Here is a 21,386-nt window from a genome sequence, read left to right on the forward strand (position 1 = left end):
TACAAACAGCGGCACTCATTTTGCGTGCCGCTGTTTTTCGTTTTATAGTTTCGTTAAATGCATCAAAGACTTTTCTTCAAACGATCCTGTAATCTTTTAACTATCAGTTTCAAGGCAGTTCAAGCGTACGCTTCGTTATACCTGCTGCCACACCCTGAGTGCCTGTACCGACATGGCTCGCTATGCTGCACGCCAGAGGTCTGTATGTAACGTGATACCCCGGGAATTCCGCTTTTATCATTCCGACCCAGCGGTCTATCTGCTCCTGAGTTTCCATTGTGCCCGAAGCGCCGATGCTCATATGCTCCTTCGGGACGCCCTTATACTTGTTCTCGAGGTCGTTGTGGATCGCTTCGAACATCTTCTTCTCGGCGTTGTCCATACCTCTTACTTTTGCGTATGCATCAAGCTTGCCGCCCTGTATCTTCAGCACGGGTTTGAGGTTGAGCACTGTCGCTATAGCGGCACCCGCCTTGGTTATCCTGCCTGTCTTGATTATGCGTTTAAGGCTCTGGAGTGTGATATAAATGTCGTTGTTATAGGTCTGCTCCTCGAGGTATTCCTTGATTGCCTGTCCCGTCATACCGTTTTCAGCCATGTACTGCGCATCGTACACGGAGTCGAGCAGAGTTATGGATATGCGGTGATTGTCAACTACAATGACCTTTCCGTCATAGTCTGCGGAGAGAGCTGTAGCAGTCGCACAAGAGCCGCTGAGTCCGCTCGTCATCGGGATATACACGAGCTCATCGTAGCCCTGCGAAAGTATATCATCCCACATCTGAGTGAGATCACCCGGCGAAGGCTGCGAGGAAACAATGTCCTTGTCTTCGCTGAGAGCCTTATACAGCATAGTGTGGTCGAGCGTGACCTCCTCCATATAATCCTTGCCGTCGATCATTACCGGCATGGGCAGTACGAAAATCCCGTTTGTCTTGCCCTCATCAAGTGTGATACCGCTGTTTGTGTCGGTCATTACCGCTGTTTTCATTTGTCATTCCTCTTTCTTTTGAAAATGTCTGTAAAATACAAATCAATTATATCACCGTCGGGCGGTTTTGTCAACAAATAGCTTGCGCTCAGCAATAATCAGGATCTACGCAGCCTCAGTTTTCGCGGCAAGGCTTGATGGAACGAAAGTTTTTCGCCGCGTCCACTTGCTATTTTGTGCTTTATGTGATATAATAAAATGTGATTGATAATCCACCGAAAGGAATCATAAATATGTCTGACAAGAAAGAAAAAAACAACAAGCCGTTTGAGATACCGCGCCCTGTTTTCCCGAAGAGAGCTGTCATCACGGGCGGTATGCCATACGGCAACAAGGAACTCCACTTCGGACACGTCGGCGGAATGTTTGTGTTTGCTGACACATACGCCCGCTTCATGCGCGACCGTATCGGCAAGGAAAATGTCATCTTCGTCGGAGGTACCGACTGCTACGGCTCCCCTATAGCTGAGGGCTGGCGCGTCAAGGTCAAGAACGGCGAGTTCAGCGGTTCCCTTGAAGAGTTTGTACAGCGCAACCACGACAAACAGCAGAAGACGCTCGACGACTACGGCATATCACCGAACCTCTTTGCAGCTTCGGGTCTCGGACGCTCCAAGGAGATACACGCCGAGGTCACTGATTGGTTCATCAGCTCGCTCCACAAGAAGGGACAGCTCAATCAGATAACTACCATGCAGTTCTACGATGAGAAGGCAGGCTGCTTCCTCAACGGCAGACAGGTCATCGGAAAATGTCCCGTAGAAGGATGTACCTCCGAAAAGGGCTACGCTGACGAGTGCGACCTCGGACATCAGTATATGCCCGAGAACCTTGTTGACCCCGTCAGCACGCTCACAGGTGAGACTCCTACGATGAAGCCCGTCACCAACTGGTACTTCAAGCTCCGCGACTATGAGCAGCTGATGAAGGACTGGGTCGAGGAGCTCAAAAAGCGCAAGGATATCCGTCCCGTTGTATGGAAGACTATAGACGAGTTCCTCAAGCCGCCCGTTATCTATGTAAAGCGCGAGTTCGAGGAAAAATACCTCACTCTCAAGGACACCATGCCCGAACATGAGTACCTCGAGGAGCCCAAGAAACCTTCGTTCACGGTACAGTTCACCAAGCTCTCCGATTGCGACGAGGCGTGCCGTATACTCACCGCGAACGGCATACGCTACAGAACAGGCAAGACACTTGTTCCCTTCCGTCTTACGGGTAACATCGAATGGGGAGTTCCCGCACCCGTCATGGACGGTGTTGAAGGGCTGACCGTGTGGGTCTGGCCCGAATCTCTCTGGGCGCCTATCTCGTTCACACAGACCTACCTTGAAAAAGAGGGCAGAGACCGCGATGAGTGGAAGGATTACTGGTGCAGCAAGGATTCGACCGTATATCAGTTCATCGGTCAGGACAATATCTACTTCTACGGCATTGCCGAGCCTGCCATGTGGATGGCACAGCAGAGCTCCGATACCAAGACAGCTGATGTTCCCGACGGAGAGCTCCAGCTGCCCGTTATTGTGGCAAACCACCACATTCTCTTCCTCGATAAGAAGGCTTCAAGCTCCGGAGCAGTCAAACCTCCTATGGCCGATGACCTCCTCAATTACTACACTCCCGAGCAGCTTCGTATGCACTGGCTCGGTCTCGGTCTCGGTCAGCGCTCGGTAAGCTTCATGCCAAAACCCTTTAATCCCGATGCAAAGCCCGAGGATGCCGACCCCGTAGTAAAGGACGGTCTGCTTCTCTCGAATGTGTACAATCGCATGATACGCACCGCTTTCTACACTACTCAGAAGGAATTCGACGGCGTAATGCCTGACCTCGCACCCGAGGAGAAGTTCTTAGCAGAGGCAAAGAAGGCTGTCCTCGAATATGAGAGACATATGTCCAAGTTTGCGTTCCATCAGTGTACCTACGTGCTCGACAGCTATATCCGCAACGGCAGCAAGTATATGGCAAAGGCTGTAAACGGCGAGAATATCAGCAAGGACGAGCTCGCACAGGCTCTTGCGAACCTCTTCTATATGATACGTATTGCCGGAGTACTCCTGCACCCGATGGCTCCATTCGGCACCGAAAAGCTCCGCGAGTACCTCGAGGTCGATGAGCGCATATGGTCGTGGGATACTATCCTCGAGCCCCTCACCTACTTCACGGGCAAGCAGCATAAGCTGAAATTCCTGCCTCCGCGCACGGATTTCTTCACACGTCACGAGAGCCAGTTCACACAGAACAGCGAGGAATAAGAACTCATAGAAAAGACCTTTACCGATAAACGGTAAAGGTCTTTTTGTATCTGTTAGATTCAAACAGCTTACAGCTCAGAAAGCGCAAGTTCGATTCGAGCAATACTCTCCTCCTTGCCGAATACTTCCATAAGCTCGGTAGCTCCGCCCGGAGTAACTCCAAGACGCGCAATAGCGATACGTATAGCCCACATAACAGCTCCCGCCTTCTTCTCTGTGGAAGCGGCGTAGCCTTTGAGCAGCTCGAACAGCGTATCGTTGTCCCAGCTCTCGGCATTTTTCAGAAGCGGCAGACAGTCCGCGAGGACTTCCTTGCAGCTCTCGGGAGTTGTCTTGTTCTTCTTATTTGTATAGAGCTCCTTGTCCATATCGAGCCTGTCAAGCACGAACCCGATTCGCTCCTTTATCTCGCAGAAGGCGTAGATACGCGATTTTAGCAGTCCTGCGAGCTTCTTCGTGTCGATGTAGGCGGGACAGAGCTCATCAAGTATAGGCAGAGCTTTTGCGAGGTAGCTCTCGTCGTCCATTTTCTTGATGTACTCGGAGTTGAACCAGTTGAGCTTCTCATAGTCGAACACGGCGGGAGACTTGCTGAGCCCCTCCATTGAGAAGTTCGCTTTGAGTTCATCCATGGTGAAGAACTCCTGATTCGTGTCCTTGGGACACCAGCCGAGGAGCGCGATATAGTTGACGATAGCCTCGGGCAGATAGCCGTCCGCAACGAGGTCCTGGAAGCTTACCGCACCGTGGCGCTTTGAAAGCTTCGATACCTTGCCGTCCTCGTCCTTGCCCATGAGGAGCGGGAGATGCACGTAGGTCGGGCGCTCCCAGCCGAATGCATCGTAGAGGAGGCAGTATTTCGGCGTGGAGGTAAGGTACTCGTTTCCGCGTACAACGTGGGTAACGCCCATGAGGTAGTCGTCTACTACGTGGCAGAAATTATACGTCGGATAGCCGTCTGCCTTTATCATTATCTGGTCGCGGAGCTCGGAGTTGTCGATAGTTACCTCACCGTAGACCTCGTCAACGTATGAAGTAGTACCTTCGAGCGGCATTTTCTGGCGGATAACATAGGGAACACCGTCTGCAAGATTTTTCTCGACCTCTTCTTTCGGGAGGTCGCGGCAATAACCGTCATAGCCGCCTATCCCCTTGTCGTCCTTGAGTGATTCAAGGCGCTCGGGAGTACAGAAGCAGTAATAGGCATGACCGCTCGCGATGAGCTTCTCCGCGTACTCTTTGTAGATAGGCAGGCGCTCGCTTTGGATATACGGACCGTGCTCTCCGCCCACAACGGGACCCTCGTCGTAGTCGATTCCCGTCATTTCGAGCGTTTTGAGGATAACGTCCACCGCTCCCTCAACAAAGCGCTCCTGGTCTGTATCCTCTATGCGGAGTATGAACCTGCCGCCCTGCGACTTTGAAAGCAGGTAGGAATACAGCGCAGTACGCAGGTTTCCGATATGCATGAAGCCCGTCGGTGACGGAGCAAATCTTGTAGTGATAGTTTTTGACATCTTTATTTCCTCGCTATTTTATCTTTTGATGAAGTATTCCTCGTACCATACAAGGAAGGTATATATTGTCCAGACCTTGCGCCAGTTGTCGGAATTTCCGCCGACATAGTCGCTGTAAATGGCATTTATCTCGTCGATATTGAAGAACTCGGCAGCATAGTCGCTGTTGAACTTTGCTCTAACGTCGGCGTTGTAGTTCTCATCCGCGAGCCATATCCTCACAGGAACGATGAAACCGAGCTTCTTGCGGAAGGCTATCTCCTCGGGAAGTACCTTCGCAGCGGCAGTTCTGAACGCTACCTTGTTCTGCTCCTCATTGACCTTGAAGCGCGACGGCATACGCGACGCAATGTCGAAGATACGCAGGTCAGTGAGCGGCATACGAATCTCGAGCCCCGCGGCAGTGCTCATCTTGTCGACATTGAGGTAGATATCGCCCTCAAGCCATATCTGAATATCCACATCGGACATCTTGGTCAGCGGGTCAAATCCCTCAGTCTCGTCGTAGATGTGCTTTACAAGGTTTATGGGAAGAACATTGGGATCATAGGTTCTGAGTATGCGCTGCTTCTCGTCCTCCTTCATGATGTTGGTATTGCCGACATAGAAGGTCTTGAGGTTATCGCCGTATTTCTCGGCATTGCGGTACATATTGTACCCTCCGAAGAACTCATCGGCGCCCTCGCCCGAGTAGCATATCTTGGTATGCTTGGCAGTCGCGATACAGCCGAGCGTGAACACTATAGCAGAAGCATCGCCGAGAGGCTGCTCCATATTGTACATCGTATAGGGCACGATATCAAAGAAGTCCTTGGGCTGTATATTCGCGACAGAGTGCTCAACTCCGAGAAGCTCCGCTGTCTTTGCGGCAACTCGCGATTCGTCAAAGCGCTCCTCGTCGTAGCCGCAGGAATCCGCACGCTTTGCGTCACTCATAGCAAGCACGTAGGATGAATCCACACCGCCTGAGAGGAAAGATTCAACGGTCTCGTCCTCGTCCTTGACCTCAGTGAAGATGTGCGAAAGCGTAGAATGTATCTCATCCGCCCATTCATCGCAGGACTTGCTCTCGTCGGGCTTGAAGGTCGGAGTCCAGTATCTGCCGAGTTCAAGCTTACCGTCCCTGAATTCGAGCCAGTGACCGGGCATGAGCTTCTTCACGCCCTTGAAGAAGGTGTCCTCGCCCGCAACGTAGGTGAGCGACATATATATCTGGAGCATATCGCGGTTGAGCTCCTTGACGAAGCCCTCCTGCTCCATTATCGTGCGTATGGAAAGCGAGCACAGAAGTCTGCCGTCAGCGGTGACGTAATAGTAGAACGGCTTTGTTCCGAACTGGTCGCGGAGGGCGAAAATCTTGTCCTCCTTCTCATCATACAGCCAGAACGCGAACATACCGAAGATGTGGTCGCCCATTGTGCGTCCCCACTTTTCGTATGCCTTGACGATTATCTGCTTCTCACATTCCTTAGCGGACATTCCGCCGCCTATGCCGAGCTCATCGCAGAGCTGCTTACGGTTGCGGATATGTCCCCTGTACTCACGTAATTCTGCCATGTGTGTTCCTCCGTTCAAAAAACTTCGTATATCTGGGGACGGTTCATCAGTTTGCCGAGTGCGTCCCTGACATCTCCGCCCTCGAAGAGCACCTTGTTGAGTTGTTCCGTTATGGGCATCTCAACGCCCATTTTCTTTGCGAGCTGATACGCCGCATTACAGCAGCAGTAGCCCTCAACAGTGCCGACGCGCTTTACCGCCTCCTCGGGAGATATGCCCTGTCCGATAAGTATGCCCGCACGTCTGTTTCGGCTGTGCATACTGGTGCAGGTGACGATAAGGTCGCCAATGCCCGTGAGGCCGCTGAATGTCTCTACCTTAGCTCCGCAAGCCTTTCCGAGTCGCGCTATCTCATGTATACCGCGCGTCATGAGCGCAGCCTTGGTGTTATCGCCGTAGCCCATACCGTCGCAGATACCGCAGCACAGCGCGATGATATTCTTGAGCGCGCCGCCGAGCTCGCAGCCGATAACGTCGTCATTGAGATAGAGCCTGAGAAAGCTGTTGCCGAGCTCTGACTGTATGTACTTGGCAGCTTCCGCATTTTTAGAAGCGCAAGCCATAGTCGTGGGTACGCAGCGTGCGACTTCCTCCGCATGGGAAGGTCCCGAAAGGACCACGAGGTCCTTCACGCCGAGCTCCTCCTCGATGACCTCGCTGAGGCGCTTCAGACTGTTCTCTTCAAGACCTTTTCCGGTGTTGACTATGGTCATGTGGTCGTCGATGTAGGGCTTAGCCTCCTTTGCTACTCCCCTCACAAACGACGAGGGTATGCCGAATATGAGAATGTCACAACCCTTTATGCACGAGATATCGCTCGTAAGCACTATCTCGTTTGGTATCTGAACCCCAGGAAGCTTCTGCTGGTGCTCGCCGTGGGCACGTATGTCGTCTATCTCAGATTGGAACTTCGACCATACGGTAACGTCGTGCTTGCCACACTGCTTTGCCATTATAGCTATTGCGAGACCGAAGCCTCCCGAGCCGAGTATAACTATCTTTGCCATAAGATATCCCCCTTTATTCAGTCAGCGATTCTCGAGCTGAACGAGAACTTCGTCTCGGTGTTGTTCATAAGGCGCTCGATGTTTGAACGATGCATCCAGATTATCATCACAGCCATAGGAAGCGACAGTATCAGATACAGGAAGCTCCTGCCGAAGCCGCTGCCGTTGACTATCCAAGACATGAGGAACACAGCAAGAGGTCCGTACGCAGTCGCTATTATGGACGAAAGCGATACGAACTTGCAAAGTGCGAGCGTTACGATGAATATTGCCAGAAGAGCGATAAATACTCTGAAATCGAGAGCAATAAAGGAAGCTGCTCCAACAAGGACGCCCTTGCCGCCCTTAAAGCCGTAGTAAACAGGGAAAACGTGTCCGATTATAGCAAAGAATGCCGCAATATAGCCAATATAGTGTACGTCATTATCAGGCAGGAACCCTACCTTGAGCCAGCCTGCCACAAGGCGTGCAAGTGCAACCGCAACTACTCCCTTCAGCAGGTCACCGAGGAGAGTAAGTCCCGCGCAGGCAGGTCCGCAGCAGCGGTAGGTGTTGGTGAGTCCCGCATTGCGGCTGCCCATGGTGCGGATGTCCTTGCCTCTGACGAGCTGTACTACGATTATTGAGAAATTAAGGCTGCCGAGCAGATAGCCTATCGCGGCAGCAATTATAAGAGCGAATAACACTTTCATTATTTATCGTTTCCTCCTCTTTCACGGACTATAAAACGCACAGGTGTTCCTTCAAGTCCGAATGTCGAACGTATCTGGTTTTCAATATATCTTCTGTAGGAAAAGTGGAACAAGTCTGCTCTGTTCACGAACGTGACAAACGTAGGCGGCTTAGTCGACGGCTGAGTCATATAGTATATCTTCAGTCTCCTGCCCTTATCGGACGGCGGCTGCACCCTTGTAGTAGCATATGCAAGAACATCGTTGAGCATACCTGTTGATATTCGCATACTATTCTGTCCGTAGGTGTACTTTATCAGCTCGTAAAGCTTGTTTATGCGCTGTCCCGTCTTTGCGGATATGAACACGAACGGCACATACGACATGAAGCTGAAATCATTTTCAAGCTTTGTACGAAACTCCTGCATTGTCTTGTCGTCCTTCTCAACAAGGTCCCACTTGTTGACGGCGACAACACAAGCTTTTCCCTGCTCATGGGCATATCCAGCGACCTTTGAGTCCTGCTCTGTAAAGCCCTCCGTCGCGTCGAGCATTATCACGCAGACGTCAGCGCGGTCTACAGCCATATACGCGCGGAGCACGCTGTAGTGCTCGACCTTGTCCGTGACCTTCGACTTCTTGCGAATGCCCGCGGTATCTATGAACACGAACTTGCCGTACTCGTTCTCGATGACGGTGTCCGTGGAGTCACGCGTCGTACCTGCTATGTCGGAGACGATAACACGCTCCTCGCCTGCTATCCTGTTTATCAGCGAGGACTTACCCGCATTAGGCTTTCCTATTACTGCGACCTTTATATGGTCATCACTGTACTCCTCCTCATTTGCGTCGGGGAGGTACTCGTATATCGCGTCGAGCATATCGCCCGTGCCGTGACCGTGGACCGACGATATCGGGAAGGGCTCGCCGAGTCCGAGGTTGTAGAACTCATAAAGCTCGAGCGGAGGCTCGCCGAGATTGTCCACCTTGTTTACTGCCAGTATTATCGGCTTGCCGCTCTTTATCAGCATCTCCGAAACGGCGTAGTCGTCCGCGGTGACTCCGCAGCGTATATCCGTGACAAAAACTATCACGTCCGCCTTTTCTATGGCGAGTTCCGACTGTCTTCTCATCTGCGCGAGTATAACATCGTCGCTGTCGGGCTCTATGCCTCCCGTGTCCACGACCATGAACTCCTTGCCGCGCCACTCACACTTTGAGTAGATGCGGTCGCGCGTAACTCCGGGGGTGTCTTCCACTATGGAGAGGCGCTGACCTATCAACTTGTTGAACAGCGTGGACTTGCCGACATTCGGACGTCCAACTACTGCTACTATCGGAAGTGACATAGTATCACGCTCCTTTCTTATGTATCTGTTATTTCACCGAATCTTCTTTTTTGAGGTAATCGGTGAGGTGAGCACCGTCCTCGCTGTCAACACCGAGGAAGATCACTTCTTCGCCGTCAAATTCGCCGATGTAGAACTGGTCGCTGTTGACTATCCTTGTAAGGCGCTCGAAGAACGCATTGAGACTGTACGCGAAAACTTCCTTATGCTGCTCGTCTCTGCCGAAGTTGATGATCTGACCGACCCGTCCTTTTGTATCCGGGTCGAGGTCAAGACCGATGAAGTTTCCGCCTCCGTCTGCACATATCGGTATCCATTTCGCATTTGCATATTGTCTCTTGATGAACCCCTCGGGCTTCGAGGTGAATGAGCTATCCTCACCGAAACCATTTTTTCCTGCAAGCTCTGCCCAGTGTCCGACCTCGGAAACCACCTCGTCAAGACTCAGGAAGTGAAAGCCAAGTATCACACCGCACATTGCCTCCGGGTCATCGCCGTTATTTGCAAAGTAGAGCTCTTTCAGCTCGATCGGAAAGCGGATCCCCAGCGCCTGCTCAGCGGCAATGAGCTTGTCGAGAGTCGCACAAGCGTTGAGGTTGTCTCTCAGAGACGGCATTTTCGTGAAAAGCGCCTGCTTATATGTGTTCCATGCATTCAGCACACTGTCCACCTCATTTTTTCATTATAAGTCTCAGTATTACCGCAAGCAAAATATGTGCGGGATAGAATATGTAAAAGAACCACTTCGAGAACTTCGGGAAGTGCCCTTTTTTGCCGCTGTAGAAGACCGTCATCAGCAGATACGCTGCGATGAAGTCGAAGATGTGTACGAGCGTGACCTCGAGCCTTATCGGCGTAAAATCCGTTATGAGCGACGGTACCGACGATACTGCGAGGTATACCGCCCACGCTGAGAAGTACCAAATCGCCCTTGCCTTCGGCTTTTCGCGGAAGACGTGAAGTCCGAAGATGATGACAGGTCCGAACAGCATCCACTCTGTCATTATCGCCAGCGAGCCGAGGCAGCAGAGTATCACAAGAGCTATCCTCTGCCATAGCTTGAAGCGGCTCTCCCACGCGCACAGTGCGAGCAGACCAAACAGCAGTCCGAACATCACATTCGTCTGCCACCAGCCGTAGAACTCAAACCACAGCAGATAGAACGGCACCTGCGTAATACAGCCGAAAATCAGCAGCCGCATGGCATATTTCTTCCGCGAGCGCGTGTACTTGAAGCCATCCGCCACAAAGAAGAACATCACGGGCGGAGTGATAAGGCTGAGCTCGATGAATATCCTCTGCCACAGCGGACAGTCCGCGAACAGACCGTCTGGCGGCGTATCACCGATACTAAGCCACGCCATGATGTGTCCCGTGAGCATGAAGAATATGATGATGTACTTTATAGCGTCGCGGTTTATGACCTTGAATCTGCCCGTTTTCTCCATATGTCCTCCTTAATAGGTCACACCCATTATCGCGTCGAGGAGTTCGTAGCCGTCGCTGTCGGAGCTCCGCAGAGGCACTCCCAGCTCGCGCTCGACGTCGGAAACCGTCATATCATCGAGGAAGACGTCGCTGTCCCTCCTCAGCATTGCCGAGGAAATGAGCAGCTCGTCGCCGAGGTCGCGTCCCTTTAGCTGTGCTATAAGATCCTGAGCGGTGATGAGTCCCGTAACGGTGATAGTGTCTCCGAAAAAGTCGTTGCGTATGCGTACCACGTCGCATTTCAGCTGAGGGAAAGCCTCCTCTGCCTTTCTTGCGAGGCGGCAGATTATCGGGTAGGGACTGTAGCCCGTAGCTATCGTAACGTGCCGCTCTCCGCCCTCCCATTCGGCTATCTCAAGTGCTTTCGTGAACTCGTCCATCAGCGAGCGGAGCATTCCCACGCCGTTTTCGTACTGGGAGTAGTCCTCGTAGAACTCGGCGGGAGGTATATCGCGCTCGGCGATGAGAAAGAACTCGTCCGAAGGGAAAACCGTCCGCGTCCCGAATTTTTCGAGAAATTGCTGCTGGTACTCACCGATTATGTCTATGGTCTCGCCTGCCGTCTGCTTGTTGAAAGTAGTCAGCGGGTAAAGTCCCTCACGGAATTTCGTAACTCCCACGGGCACGACCGCCATGCTCGTGATATTCGGCATAAGCTCACCGAGATCACTGAGCGTGCGGCGCAGCTCGTCGCCGTCGTTCATACCCGGACAGCATACGACCTGACAATTCAGCTTGATGCCGTTCTCCGCGAGCTGACGTATGAATTTCAGCTTCTCACCCGCGAATCTATTGTGCATCATCTTCACACGCAGCTCGGGGTTCGTCGTGTGGACAGACACATTTATATTCAATTTCATCTTGATTATGCGGTCGATATCCTCTTGCTTGAGATTCGTGAGCGTAACGTAGTTGCCCTGCAAAAAGGAAAGACGGGCATCGTCGTCCTTGAAGTATAACGTCTCACGCATTCCCGGAGGCATCTGGTCGATGAAGCAGAATACGCAGTTATTGCTGCATCGCTGCTTGCTATCCATAAGGAAAGTTTCAAACTCGAGCCCGAGGTCGTCATACTCGTCCTTCTCGATGCGGAAGGTAAGCTCTTCGCCGTGGCGGACGATATCAAGCGTGACCCTTGTCTCGGCAGCATAGTACATATAGTCGAGTACATCCTTTACGGGATGTCCGTTTATCGCTGAAAGCAAGTCACCCTCGCGGACCCCGCACCTACTCGCAGGAGAGCCTTCAGAAACACTATTTATCTTTACCATAAGCTCTCCCCTGCCAGCAAATCAAGATGATAGAATCGGTTATAGCAAAAAGGGAGAGGAAGACTTCTGCCTCCTCTCCTCCTCATGTATCGGAATTAGCCGATTATTCAGCGTCGATCTTAAGAACCTCAACGCCCTTATAGAATCCGCAGTTCTTGCAGACCTTGTGCGGAGCCTTGTATGCGCCGCAGTTATCACACTTGCACATCGCAGGTGTCTCCAGCTTCCATACAGCACTGCGTCTCTTATCGCGTCTTGCCTTGGAAGTTTTTCTCTTCGGTACAGCCATTTTGGCACCTCCTTATATAGAGCTTCACAGCTCGGTATTGATATGCTCGCAGGTCGATTCGTTCAGGTCGCAGCCGCACACCATGCAAAGTCCTTTGCAGTCCTCTTTGCAGAGGTTTTTGGTGGGGAGCTGCAACAGAAGGTCTGTCACTGCTGCTTCATTCAGCTCAATGCTCTCGCCCTCGGCAACGATATAGTCATCGTTATCGCTGTTTGCAGAAGGAACGACAATATGGTCGAAATCATAGTGATACGCTCTTTCAAACTCCTTCAGACATCTGTCGCAGGTGACGAGGAGCGTCAGCTCCACGGAATATTCAAGGTAGACAACGCCTGCCCTGTTATACAGCCGCCCCTTCACCGATACAGGTGAGGCAAAGCTGTAGCCGCGGATATCGGAAAGCTCGTCCACGCCTATCTCATAGGCAAAATCACGGGATTCTCCGACGATACTGAAAAGTTGTTTTAGGTTGATCTTCATATTACAAATCCTTCAGAGCACCATAAAATATATTATACACTAATTGACGGGATATGTCAATAGCTCTTCCCGATTTTTTTAAGGCAATTACCCAATTATTCTTACTTGAGGAACTGCTTTACGCTCTCGGGGAGCTCGCTGTCGTCAGCAGAAACAGTGAAGATAACAGATACGTCATCGCCTGTGAGCTTGTCCAGCTTTTCAAGGAGCTTGCCGAACGCATCGTAATCGCGTCCGCCGATGCGGAAGATTCCGTCGATGTAGATGTGTGTGATGTCGTAGTTGCTTGCGAGGAGACCTGCAATGAAGCCGTAGAATGTATCGTAGCCCTCAATAGCGTAGTACTCTGTATCACACCATCTAACCTTGCGGCTGATAGAGTATCTTACTGTAGAGCCTTTCTCTACGCATACAACGTTTCCTGCTGTAGCCTTTACTGCGTCGTTGATCTGGTCAATGAGTATCTTTGTCTTGCCTGTACCCTTTTTTCCTGTGATGAGTTTTATCATAGTTTACTCCTTCCATTGCCTTGCGGCAGTGTGATAGTTTAGTTTATAGTAAACTCAGCGATTAGCCGAGCTTAGCTTCAAGTGCAGCCTTTGCGCCTTCGTAGCCGGGTTTTCCGAGGAGAGCGAACATATTCGACTTGTAGCTCTCAACACCGGGCTGGTTGAAGGGATTTACTCCGAGAACGTAGCCTGAGATCGCACAAGCCTTCTCGAAGAAATATATCATGTATCCAACGCTCTCTTCGGTAGTATCATCAAGCTCGAGGATGATATTCGGAACTCCGCCCTCAGTATGAGCGAGAACTGTTCCCTCGAATGCCTTCCTGTTGACTACGGACATATTCTGGTTCGTGAGGAAGTTAAGACCGTCGAGGTTCTCTGCATCGGGTTCAAGGAAAAGGTCCTGCTTGGGGGTCTTGATGTCAACGACCGTCTCGAACATGATGCGTGCGCCGTCCTGTATATACTGACCCATGGAGTGGAGGTCGGTCGAGAAAGTAACGGACGCGGGGAAGATACCCTTGTTGTCCTTGCCTTCGCTCTCGCCGAAGAGCTGCTTATACCACTCGCTCATCATTACGAAGCTGGGGTCATAGGAAACGAGCATCTCAACAGCTTTGCCCTTGCGATAAAGGATGTTTCTGAGAGCTGCGTACTTGTAGCAGTCATTGTTGTCGAAGTCAGCGCAGAAGTCAGCCTGAGCCTTTGCAGCGCCCTTCATAAGAGCGTCGATATCGCATCCTGCAACTGCAATGGGAAGAAGACCAACGGCTGTGAGTACTGAGAAGCGTCCTCCTACGTCATCGGGAATAACGAATGTTTCGTAGCCCTCAGCATCGGAGAGGTTCTTGAGTGTTCCTCTTGCCTTGTCGGTAGTTGCAAAGATACGGTTCTTAGCTTCTTCCTTGCCATACTTGTCCTCTACCATCTTCTTGAAGATGCGGAATGCTAGAGCGGGCTCGGTAGTTGTGCCCGACTTGGAAATTACGTTTACAGAGAAGTCCTTGCCCTCGCAGAGAGAGATTATCTCGCTGAGATATGTAGGATTGATGCTGTTGCCTACATAGTAGATGTCGGGGGTGTCCTTCTTCATGTTATTGTAAAGGGGCGACTTGAGGAGCTCGATAGCAGCTCTCGCGCCAAGGTAAGAACCGCCGATACCTATTACGATGAGGATATCGGAATTGCTCTTTATCTTCTCGGCAGCAGCCTTGATACGAGCGAATTCCTCCTTATCGTAGTCTGTAGGAAGACTTACCCAGCCCAGAAAATCATTTCCGAGACCCGTCTTGCTGTGGAGAGTCTGAGCCGCAGCCTCGACCTGAGCCTTGATACCTGTGAGCTCATCAGCATTGACAAAGTCAGCCAGATATTTTGTGTTAAGCTTTAATGACATTTGATTTACCTCCAGTATGCACTACATATAGTATGCAGCACATTATAAATTACCAATCTTATGATACTATATTTTAAAGAATTTTTCAAGTACCTTTATCAAACTAATTCCACTTTTGTACTTTGTAGCCAATTTCAACAAGTCTAATTCAGCAGTTTTGCCAAGGTTTTCACAAAGACAAAGCCATAGCTCAAGGAGGGAACGTCATCTGCCGCAACTATATCTGCCTCACAGACAAGCTCCTTGCCGCTGTAGAAGCCTGCCGTACCTATCCTCTGCCCCTTTTTTACGGGCGCAGCGATGTACTCGGGGAGGACTGTTATCGTCCCCAGCTCATTCACTCCGCGCGGCACGACTATCCCCAACTGCTCACGGAGGCGTATCTCAACAGCTGCGTCCTCTCCCCTGCGTACCTTCATCGGCATCAGCATCTCGTCGGGAAACATGGTCGCTGTGACCTTATAGTCCGTAAATCCGCGGTTTATCAGCTTTTTCGCCGCTGTGAGCGAAGTTTCCGCATCAGGGGCTCCGAGCACTACCGAAATATAGCACGTACCTCTGTCGTTGATGCCGCCCTCCGCAGTGCAAAAGCCCGCCTCGTCGGAGTGACACGCTTTGAATCCGATATGCCGTTCGTAGGTACGCGAGAGCGTATTTTCGCTGACCAGCTCAACCGTTCCGTTCTTGACAAAGTCGCGCCATGTCTGAAAATATTGGCGCAGAAATTCGTATTTTGCAAGAGCACGGCATATTTCCGCAATATCACGGGCAGAAGAATACTCCCGCTCGTCGTAGTATCCGTACGGATTATAAAATGCGGTATTCCGCAGCCCCATATCGAAAGCTTCGCTGTTCATACGCGAAACAAAGCCCTCGATGTTCCGCTCCGATGCCTCAGCGAGCACGGTCATCGCGTCGTTTGCATTGCCGATAATCACAGATTTGAGCAGCTCCTCGACTGTAAGCCTGTCATTTGGCTCCAGCCATATCACAGCTCCCTTTGTGCCGCGGACGGACTCAGACGCATTCAACTCTGTGTCAAGGCGGTATTTCCCCGTTTCAATGTCCTCGGCTACGAGCAGCAGAGCCATAAGCTTGCTCAGATATCCGCAGTGCAGGGGCGTATCAGCATTTTTACCTGCGAGGACCGTACCCGTTGCTTCCTCGACAAGTATATACGCCTGTGCAGAATCAGTAGGTTCATCCGCGGCAAAAGCTGCAAACGGGATAAGCGTTCGGAGCATCAGAATTGCAGCAAATAATGTGAATAATCTCTTCATATCATCACCTCACCGTAATGATATGACCGAAAAACGTATGATATGACGTAAAAAGCGGCTCAATTGAGCCGCTTCGCGTTATTTCTTGTATGTAACTATGAAACCGTCCGTGTTGTTGCCCGATATGCTGTAGTTGCCCGAAATAGGCACTATCGCTGTCGTCGTGTCGCTTTCCGAAGGTATGTAGTAGATCTCGTATCCCGCACCCTCATAAGAGAACTCAAAGGGAGCATCTACAGTATAGCTCTTGAGGAATTCAAGATATTCCTCGAGGCAGAGGTCATTGCGCTGCATTACTGCTGCGTGGAGCTTGCCTACATAGCGGAGATGCCACGGACAGAAAGCCTGTCCCGTCTTTTCCTGCTTGCCCTGCGGATATCTCACGATAAAGCCGTATTTAGCGCAATTCTCGACAATCCAGCCCTCCTCGTCGTAGCCGTCAAAGGCTATGACAGAGCCGCAGCCATTCAGTGCAAGGTCGACCGTGTTGCCTGTTACGCTCTCGGGGAAAGCCTTCGGGCAGCATGAACCCTGCCCTGTATAGGTCTCGGTAGTACCATATACAACGAAGTCGTTGAGTCCCGTTGCGTTTTCATAGCCCATCATCAAGCTGTTGAGCGCCTCAGCAGCATCTGTGTTGAGCATTATGCCCTCTTCGATAAGAGTATAGCTGTCATTCTTGCAGCCGAGCAGGTCTATCATCTCGCTCTTGCTGCCCTCGGCAACCGGATGCTCCGCATCGGCAAGGACAAGAAGTCCCTGTGAGATCTTATCTGCTGTGAGCTGCTGCTCGGTCTTGCCGACAAATCTTACACCGTTAAATTCTGTCGTAGGCTGTCCGTTCTCGTCAAGGGTGAACGGCACCGTATTGTCGTCCGACGCAGCGGAAGCTGACTTCGAGATAAAGTCGCCGTGAACTGTCACCTTGCTGCTCGTGTTGACCCTGAAAAATTCTCTTCTCACGCTGTCAACCACTGTCATTGATACTACGACTCCAATAAGAGCAAGAGCAACTCTGCCCTTATTTACGTGTACCTTTCCCATTTTATTTCATCCTCCATATCTTTCGTTCATACACTTGACCTGCGCTGCCGCAGGCGTGGAAGTCACATCTTCCTTTTTATTTTCGACTGCAAGGATTTATCCGTTTCATTTACGCACTTACCTGTCCGCTCATAACTGCTGCGACTGAATGCACCAAAAATAAAAAAGCATAACATTTTCCGCTGTTTCGCAGACCGAAACGAATGGAAAAAGTTATGCTTACCCTAACATCGGACATTTCAGGTAATGCGTTCCTTTCTCTTGTTCGTTCTACACCTTGCAACGTTCTGACTATTTGTTTTTCTTTTTATCCGTCAAAACTTTCTTTATATCTGTAATTTACATTATATTACAAAATATCGCCATTGTCAACCAAAAAAACGAAAGTCTCCGATTTGCACAAACGGAGACTTTGAGTTTTCAACCATTCAACTTTTCACCGTTGATAACTCGGGGCAAATCTGTTGAATCAATGTTGATTTGATGTTTATTGGGGTTGAAAAGGCTTAGCGAGCCCAAAAACGGAAAATATGTTTTGTGTATATCTCCAAAATGGGGTTGTGCATTACGACGAAGCGTGCCTTTTCAGGGCGAAACAGACCGCTCGGATAAGCACTCCGAACGGTCTGATGAAAACTTTGTGTTTAAGTTTACTTACCGAATACCGCAAGCAGGAATCCTGCCGCAATTGCAGAGCCGATAACGCCCGCAACATTCGGTCCCATAGCGTGCATGAGGAGGAAGTTCGAGGGATTCGCCTTCTGTCCCTCCATCTGAGAAACACGTGCCGCCATAGGTACTGCCGATACACCCGCAGAACCAATGAGCGGGTTTACCTTGCCGCCTGTGAGCAGGTACATCAGCTTGCCGACAAGAAGTCCGCCGACTGTTGAGAAAGCAAACGCTGTAAGTCCGAGTGCTATTATCATCAGGGTCTTGATGTTGAGGAAGCTGCTTGCCGCTGTTGTTGCACCAACAGAGATTCCGAGGAATACTGTTACGATGTTCATGAGAGCGTTCTGTACTGTATCGGAAAGACGCTCGGTAACGCCGCACTCTCTCCAGAGGTTGCCGAGCATGAGGCAGCCTACGAGCGGTGCCGTCGAGGGAAGAAGAAGGATAACGAACATTGCTACGATTATCGGGAAGATGATCTTCTCGGTCTTGGTAACGTTTCTGTTCTGTTCCATCTTGACCTCGCGCTCCTTCTTGGTAGTGAGGAGCTTCATAAGCGGAGGCTGTATCATAGGAATGAGCGCCATGTACGAGTAAGCCGCGATTGCGATAGGTCCGAGGAGCTCGGGAGCAAGTCTTGTTGTGAGGAAGATAGCGGTAGGACCATCAGCACCGCCGATGATACCGATAGATGCTGCCTGATTGCCTGTGAATCCGAGGCATACAGCTCCGAAGAATGCAAGGAATACGCCCATCTGAGCCGCAGCTCCGAGAAGGAGGCTCTTCGGGTTTGCGATAAGCGGACCGAAGTCGGTCATAGCGCCTACGCCGAGGAATATCAGCGAGGGATAGATACCTGCCTTTACGCCGATATACAGGATATCAAGAAGTCCGCCGTGCGCCATGATGTTGCCGTAGCTGTGATAGAACGGGCTCTCCTCATCAAGGAAGTCCTTCCACAGCTCGGGGTGGTAGAGTGCATCGGTTGATTCGGGGCCGAAGTAGGAAAGGTTTACGAGCAGACAGCCGAATGCGATTCCGACAAGCAGCAGCGGCTCGAACTTTTTTCTGATTCCGAGGTAGAGAAGAACGCATGATATCGCTATCATTACGAGGTTCTTCCAGCCCTCGCCTACGAAAAAGCTCTGAAAGCCCGAATCGTTCCACAGCTTTTCAAGGGTCTCAACTATGTTCATCGTTTGCCCTCCTTACGCTATTATCACGAGCGGAGCGCCTGTGTCTACGACAGCGCCCTTGCTGGTAACTACCTGAGCAACGGTACCGTCCTTGGGAGAAACTATCTCATTCTCCATTTTCATAGCTTCGAGTATTACGAGGATCTGTCCTGCCTTGACTGTGTCGCCCTGTGCTACGTCAACACGGAGGATATTGCCCGGCATAGGAGCTGCTACCGTCTCACCTGCTGCGAGGTTCACGGGAGCAGCAGGGGCAGGAGCGGGTGCTGCGGCGGGAGCTGCAGCGGCTGCGGGTGCAGCCGGTACTGCGGCAGGGGCGGGTGCGAGAGCCTCATACTCATCGAGGAGCATCGCCTTGCCCTTCTCGACCTCTACTTCATATGTCTTTCCGTTAAGTGTTACCTTATACTTCATTGTTATTTGACCTCCTTGATGGAAATAAAGCGAAGCTCATTGAGCGGAGTCTGCATCTTATCGGCAACTATAGCCATTATCATCGCAGCGTCCTTATCGGGTACGCCGTGGAGCTTTACGTGTCCTGCCGAGCCCGGTGCGCACGGAAGCGCGAGCGGAGTCACGGTCAGCGGATTAGCCTCGACTTCCTTCTTGACCTTCTCAAGAGTTGCCTTCTCCTGTGCCTTGACCTTGGCGTCCTTGCTCTTGAATATGCCGCCTGTGATGTAGAGAACTATCATCAGCAGAACAAGTCCGAAGAAAACGACTGCATAGCCGAATACCGCAGTTATCGCGGCGTCGCCTATCTCCATTTTCGTGCCGCTGTCAGCTGTCTGAGCGGCAAGAAGTGTAAAATTGATATTCATCGTGTGAAGCCTCCTTACATTTCCTCAATGGTGTAAACTGCTTCATTTTCCTCCTTAGCCTTGCGGTCATTGAGGAACTTCATAGTCTGGTCGGGGTAGCAGATGTAGCTCATTACATCTTCCTCAGAGCGTGCAAGGTCGCCGAGAGCTTCCTTAGCAGCTGCGAAGTCCTCGCCTGTGCGCTTTGCATCCTCGATACGGCAGTCAACAGGCTCTGCGCCCTCAAGAACCTTGTCGAGGAGTTCCTGACTGATAGGTGCGGGAGCTATACCGTACTCGCCCTTGATGTAGTTCTTAACTTCCTTGGAGATGTTCTTGTAGCGCTCGCCGATGAGGACATTCGTTACAGCCTGATTACCTACCATCTGCGAGAGAGGAGTTACGAGCGGAGGATAGCCGAGGTCTGCTCTGACCTTCGGAATCTCTGCGAGAGCAGCATCAAACTTGTCCATTGCGTGCATATCTGTGAGGTTAGCTATCATATTCGAGAGCATACCGCCGGGCACCTTGTATACGAGCGCCTGAGCGTCGGTAGCAAGGCTCTTGGGGTTGAGCTGGCCGCTGTCCACGTACTTCTGCTTTATGGGCTTGAAGTAGTCGTTTACCTTGTTGATGACGTCCTCGTCGAGCCCGCAGTCGATACCGTACTGCTTGAGGGCATAGAACATCGTCTCCGTTGCAGGCTGTGAAGTACCGCCCGAGAAACAGGATGTAGCGGTGTCGATAACGTCGATACCCGACTCGATAGCCTTTGTGATAGTCATATAAGCCATACCCGTTGTGCAGTGGGTGTGGAGGATGAGGGTCATGTCGCCGATAGCGTCCTTGATGCCCTTTATGAGGTGCTCTGCCTCGTAGGGGGACATCGTACCTGCCATATCCTTGAGGCAGATAGTATCGAATCCCATTGTCTTGAGCTCCTTGCACATCTCGATGTACTTGTCAACGGTATGTACGGGGCTCTGTGTGTATGAGATACAACCCGAAGCGACAGTTCTCTCGTTTGCATACTTCTTGGTACACTCGAGAGCTGTTGCGATGTTACGGAAGTCGTTGAGAGCGTCAAAGATACGGATAACGTCGATACCGTTCTTAATTGAGAGCTCGATGAACTTCTCAACTACGTCGTCGTGGTAGTGCTTGTAGCCGAGGAGGTTCTGACCTCTCAGAAGCATTTGCAGACGGGTGTTCGGAAGGTTCTTTCTCAGTCCGCGGAGTCTCTCCCACGGGTCTTCACCGAGGTATCTGAGACAGGAGTCAAATGTTGCTCCGCCCCAGCACTCTACGGAGTAGTAGCCTGCCTTGTCCATTTCCGAGAGGATACCCTCGTAGTCGGAATAGGGCAGACGTGTTGCCATCAGCGACTGGTTAGCGTCGCGAAGAACTGTTTCTGTCAGTTGCACTTTTTTCATGTACAAGCCTCCTAAATTTTAAACTCTGCATTGCAGAGATACTGTACTTTTCACCCCCGAAGGAGTAAAGGGTCTGTGCGTCCTTGCAAATGACCCAATCAAAATTTATTATAACATATATGAAATCGTTTTTCCAGTGTTTTTTCAAGTTTTTTTATTTATTTTATTTCTTTTGCGATAT

20 protein-coding genes are annotated in these 21,386 nt (G+C 51.0%); 1 reads left to right on the forward strand and 19 read right to left on the reverse strand.

Annotated features, from left to right (window positions below; genetic code table 11):
- Positions 1 to 109: 109 nt before the first annotated feature.
- Complete coding sequence (locus tag BMX22_RS02090) at positions 110 to 991, reverse strand: DegV family protein (RefSeq protein WP_074740270.1); 882 nt, start codon at positions 989 to 991, stop codon at positions 110 to 112.
- 233 nt (positions 992 to 1,224) lie between these two features.
- Here BMX22_RS02090 and BMX22_RS02095 point away from each other — a divergent pair, with 233 nt between their 5' ends.
- The gene (locus BMX22_RS02095) at positions 1,225 to 3,243 is read left to right on the forward strand and encodes a class I tRNA ligase family protein (RefSeq protein WP_074740271.1); all 2,019 of its coding nucleotides are present in this window, start codon (positions 1,225 to 1,227) and stop codon (positions 3,241 to 3,243) included.
- Positions 3,244 to 3,311: 68 nt separating this feature from the next.
- Here BMX22_RS02095 and gltX read toward each other — a convergent pair whose 3' ends face one another.
- The 18 genes from gltX to BMX22_RS02185 form a co-directional block, all read right to left on the reverse strand.
- Positions 3,312 to 4,760 (reverse strand): glutamate--tRNA ligase, encoded by a 1,449-nt coding sequence (gene gltX, locus BMX22_RS02100; RefSeq protein WP_074740272.1) that lies wholly within the window; start codon positions 4,758 to 4,760, stop codon positions 3,312 to 3,314.
- 18 nt (positions 4,761 to 4,778) lie between these two features.
- Positions 4,779 to 6,317, reverse strand: coding sequence for an asparagine synthetase B family protein (locus tag BMX22_RS02105; RefSeq protein WP_074740273.1), 1,539 nt, complete (start codon positions 6,315 to 6,317; stop codon positions 4,779 to 4,781).
- Positions 6,318 to 6,331: 14 nt separating this feature from the next.
- Positions 6,332 to 7,324, reverse strand: a complete 993-nt coding sequence (locus tag BMX22_RS02110) for an NAD(P)H-dependent glycerol-3-phosphate dehydrogenase (RefSeq protein WP_074740274.1) — start codon at positions 7,322 to 7,324, stop codon at positions 6,332 to 6,334.
- Between the two features lie 17 nt (positions 7,325 to 7,341).
- On the reverse strand, positions 7,342 to 8,016 hold the full coding sequence (plsY, locus tag BMX22_RS02115) for a glycerol-3-phosphate 1-O-acyltransferase PlsY (RefSeq protein WP_081349020.1): 675 nt from the start codon (positions 8,014 to 8,016) through the stop codon (positions 7,342 to 7,344).
- Complete coding sequence (der, locus tag BMX22_RS02120) at positions 8,016 to 9,344, reverse strand: ribosome biogenesis GTPase Der (protein ID WP_074740276.1); 1,329 nt, start codon at positions 9,342 to 9,344, stop codon at positions 8,016 to 8,018. Before der ends, plsY begins: the two co-directional genes overlap by 1 nt.
- 28 nt (positions 9,345 to 9,372) lie before the next feature.
- The gene (locus tag BMX22_RS02125) at positions 9,373 to 10,005 is read right to left on the reverse strand and encodes an SMI1/KNR4 family protein (protein WP_074740277.1); all 633 of its coding nucleotides are present in this window, start codon (positions 10,003 to 10,005) and stop codon (positions 9,373 to 9,375) included.
- Positions 10,006 to 10,015: 10 nt separating this feature from the next.
- Positions 10,016 to 10,792, reverse strand: coding sequence for a TraX family protein (locus tag BMX22_RS02130; protein WP_074740278.1), 777 nt, complete (start codon positions 10,790 to 10,792; stop codon positions 10,016 to 10,018).
- A gap of 9 nt (positions 10,793 to 10,801) precedes the next feature.
- Positions 10,802 to 12,103, reverse strand: a complete 1,302-nt coding sequence (locus tag BMX22_RS02135; protein WP_074740279.1) for a DUF512 domain-containing protein — start codon at positions 12,101 to 12,103, stop codon at positions 10,802 to 10,804.
- 103 nt (positions 12,104 to 12,206) lie between these two features.
- Entirely contained in the window at positions 12,207 to 12,392 is a 186-nt protein-coding gene (rpmF, locus tag BMX22_RS02140; RefSeq protein ID WP_031560699.1) for a 50S ribosomal protein L32, read from the reverse strand.
- Positions 12,393 to 12,416: 24 nt separating this feature from the next.
- Positions 12,417 to 12,872, reverse strand: coding sequence for a YceD family protein (locus BMX22_RS02145; RefSeq protein ID WP_074740280.1), 456 nt, complete (start codon positions 12,870 to 12,872; stop codon positions 12,417 to 12,419).
- A gap of 101 nt (positions 12,873 to 12,973) precedes the next feature.
- Complete coding sequence (locus BMX22_RS02150; RefSeq protein WP_074740281.1) at positions 12,974 to 13,381, reverse strand: hypothetical protein; 408 nt, start codon at positions 13,379 to 13,381, stop codon at positions 12,974 to 12,976.
- A gap of 61 nt (positions 13,382 to 13,442) precedes the next feature.
- A complete protein-coding gene (locus tag BMX22_RS02155) occupies positions 13,443 to 14,777 on the reverse strand; it encodes a glucose-6-phosphate isomerase (RefSeq protein WP_074740282.1) in 1,335 nt (444 codons plus the stop codon).
- 143 nt (positions 14,778 to 14,920) lie between these two features.
- Positions 14,921 to 16,057: a D-alanyl-D-alanine carboxypeptidase family protein gene (locus BMX22_RS02160; RefSeq protein ID WP_074740283.1), complete on the reverse strand. Its 1,137-nt coding sequence runs from the start codon at positions 16,055 to 16,057 to the stop codon at positions 14,921 to 14,923.
- A 78-nt stretch (positions 16,058 to 16,135) separates the two neighbouring features.
- Positions 16,136 to 17,101 carry a D-alanyl-D-alanine carboxypeptidase family protein gene (locus BMX22_RS02165; RefSeq protein WP_074740284.1) on the reverse strand — a complete coding sequence of 322 codons (966 nt, stop codon included), beginning with the start codon at positions 17,099 to 17,101 and terminating at the stop codon, positions 16,136 to 16,138.
- 650 nt (positions 17,102 to 17,751) lie between these two features.
- Positions 17,752 to 18,972, reverse strand: coding sequence for a sodium ion-translocating decarboxylase subunit beta (locus tag BMX22_RS02170; protein WP_074740285.1), 1,221 nt, complete (start codon positions 18,970 to 18,972; stop codon positions 17,752 to 17,754).
- 12 nt (positions 18,973 to 18,984) lie between these two features.
- Positions 18,985 to 19,386 (reverse strand): biotin/lipoyl-containing protein, encoded by a 402-nt coding sequence (locus BMX22_RS02175; protein WP_074740286.1) that lies wholly within the window; start codon positions 19,384 to 19,386, stop codon positions 18,985 to 18,987.
- Positions 19,387 to 19,388: 2 nt separating this feature from the next.
- Entirely contained in the window at positions 19,389 to 19,793 is a 405-nt protein-coding gene (locus tag BMX22_RS02180; protein WP_074740287.1) for an OadG family protein, read from the reverse strand.
- A gap of 14 nt (positions 19,794 to 19,807) precedes the next feature.
- A complete protein-coding gene (locus BMX22_RS02185) occupies positions 19,808 to 21,205 on the reverse strand; it encodes a pyruvate carboxylase subunit B (RefSeq protein WP_074740288.1) in 1,398 nt (465 codons plus the stop codon).
- Positions 21,206 to 21,386 lie beyond the last annotated feature (181 nt).

Source organism: Ruminococcus sp. YRD2003, from assembly GCA_900109435.1.
In the GTDB taxonomy this organism is placed as follows: Bacteria; Bacillota; Clostridia; order Oscillospirales; family Ruminococcaceae; genus Ruminococcus; species Ruminococcus flavefaciens_G.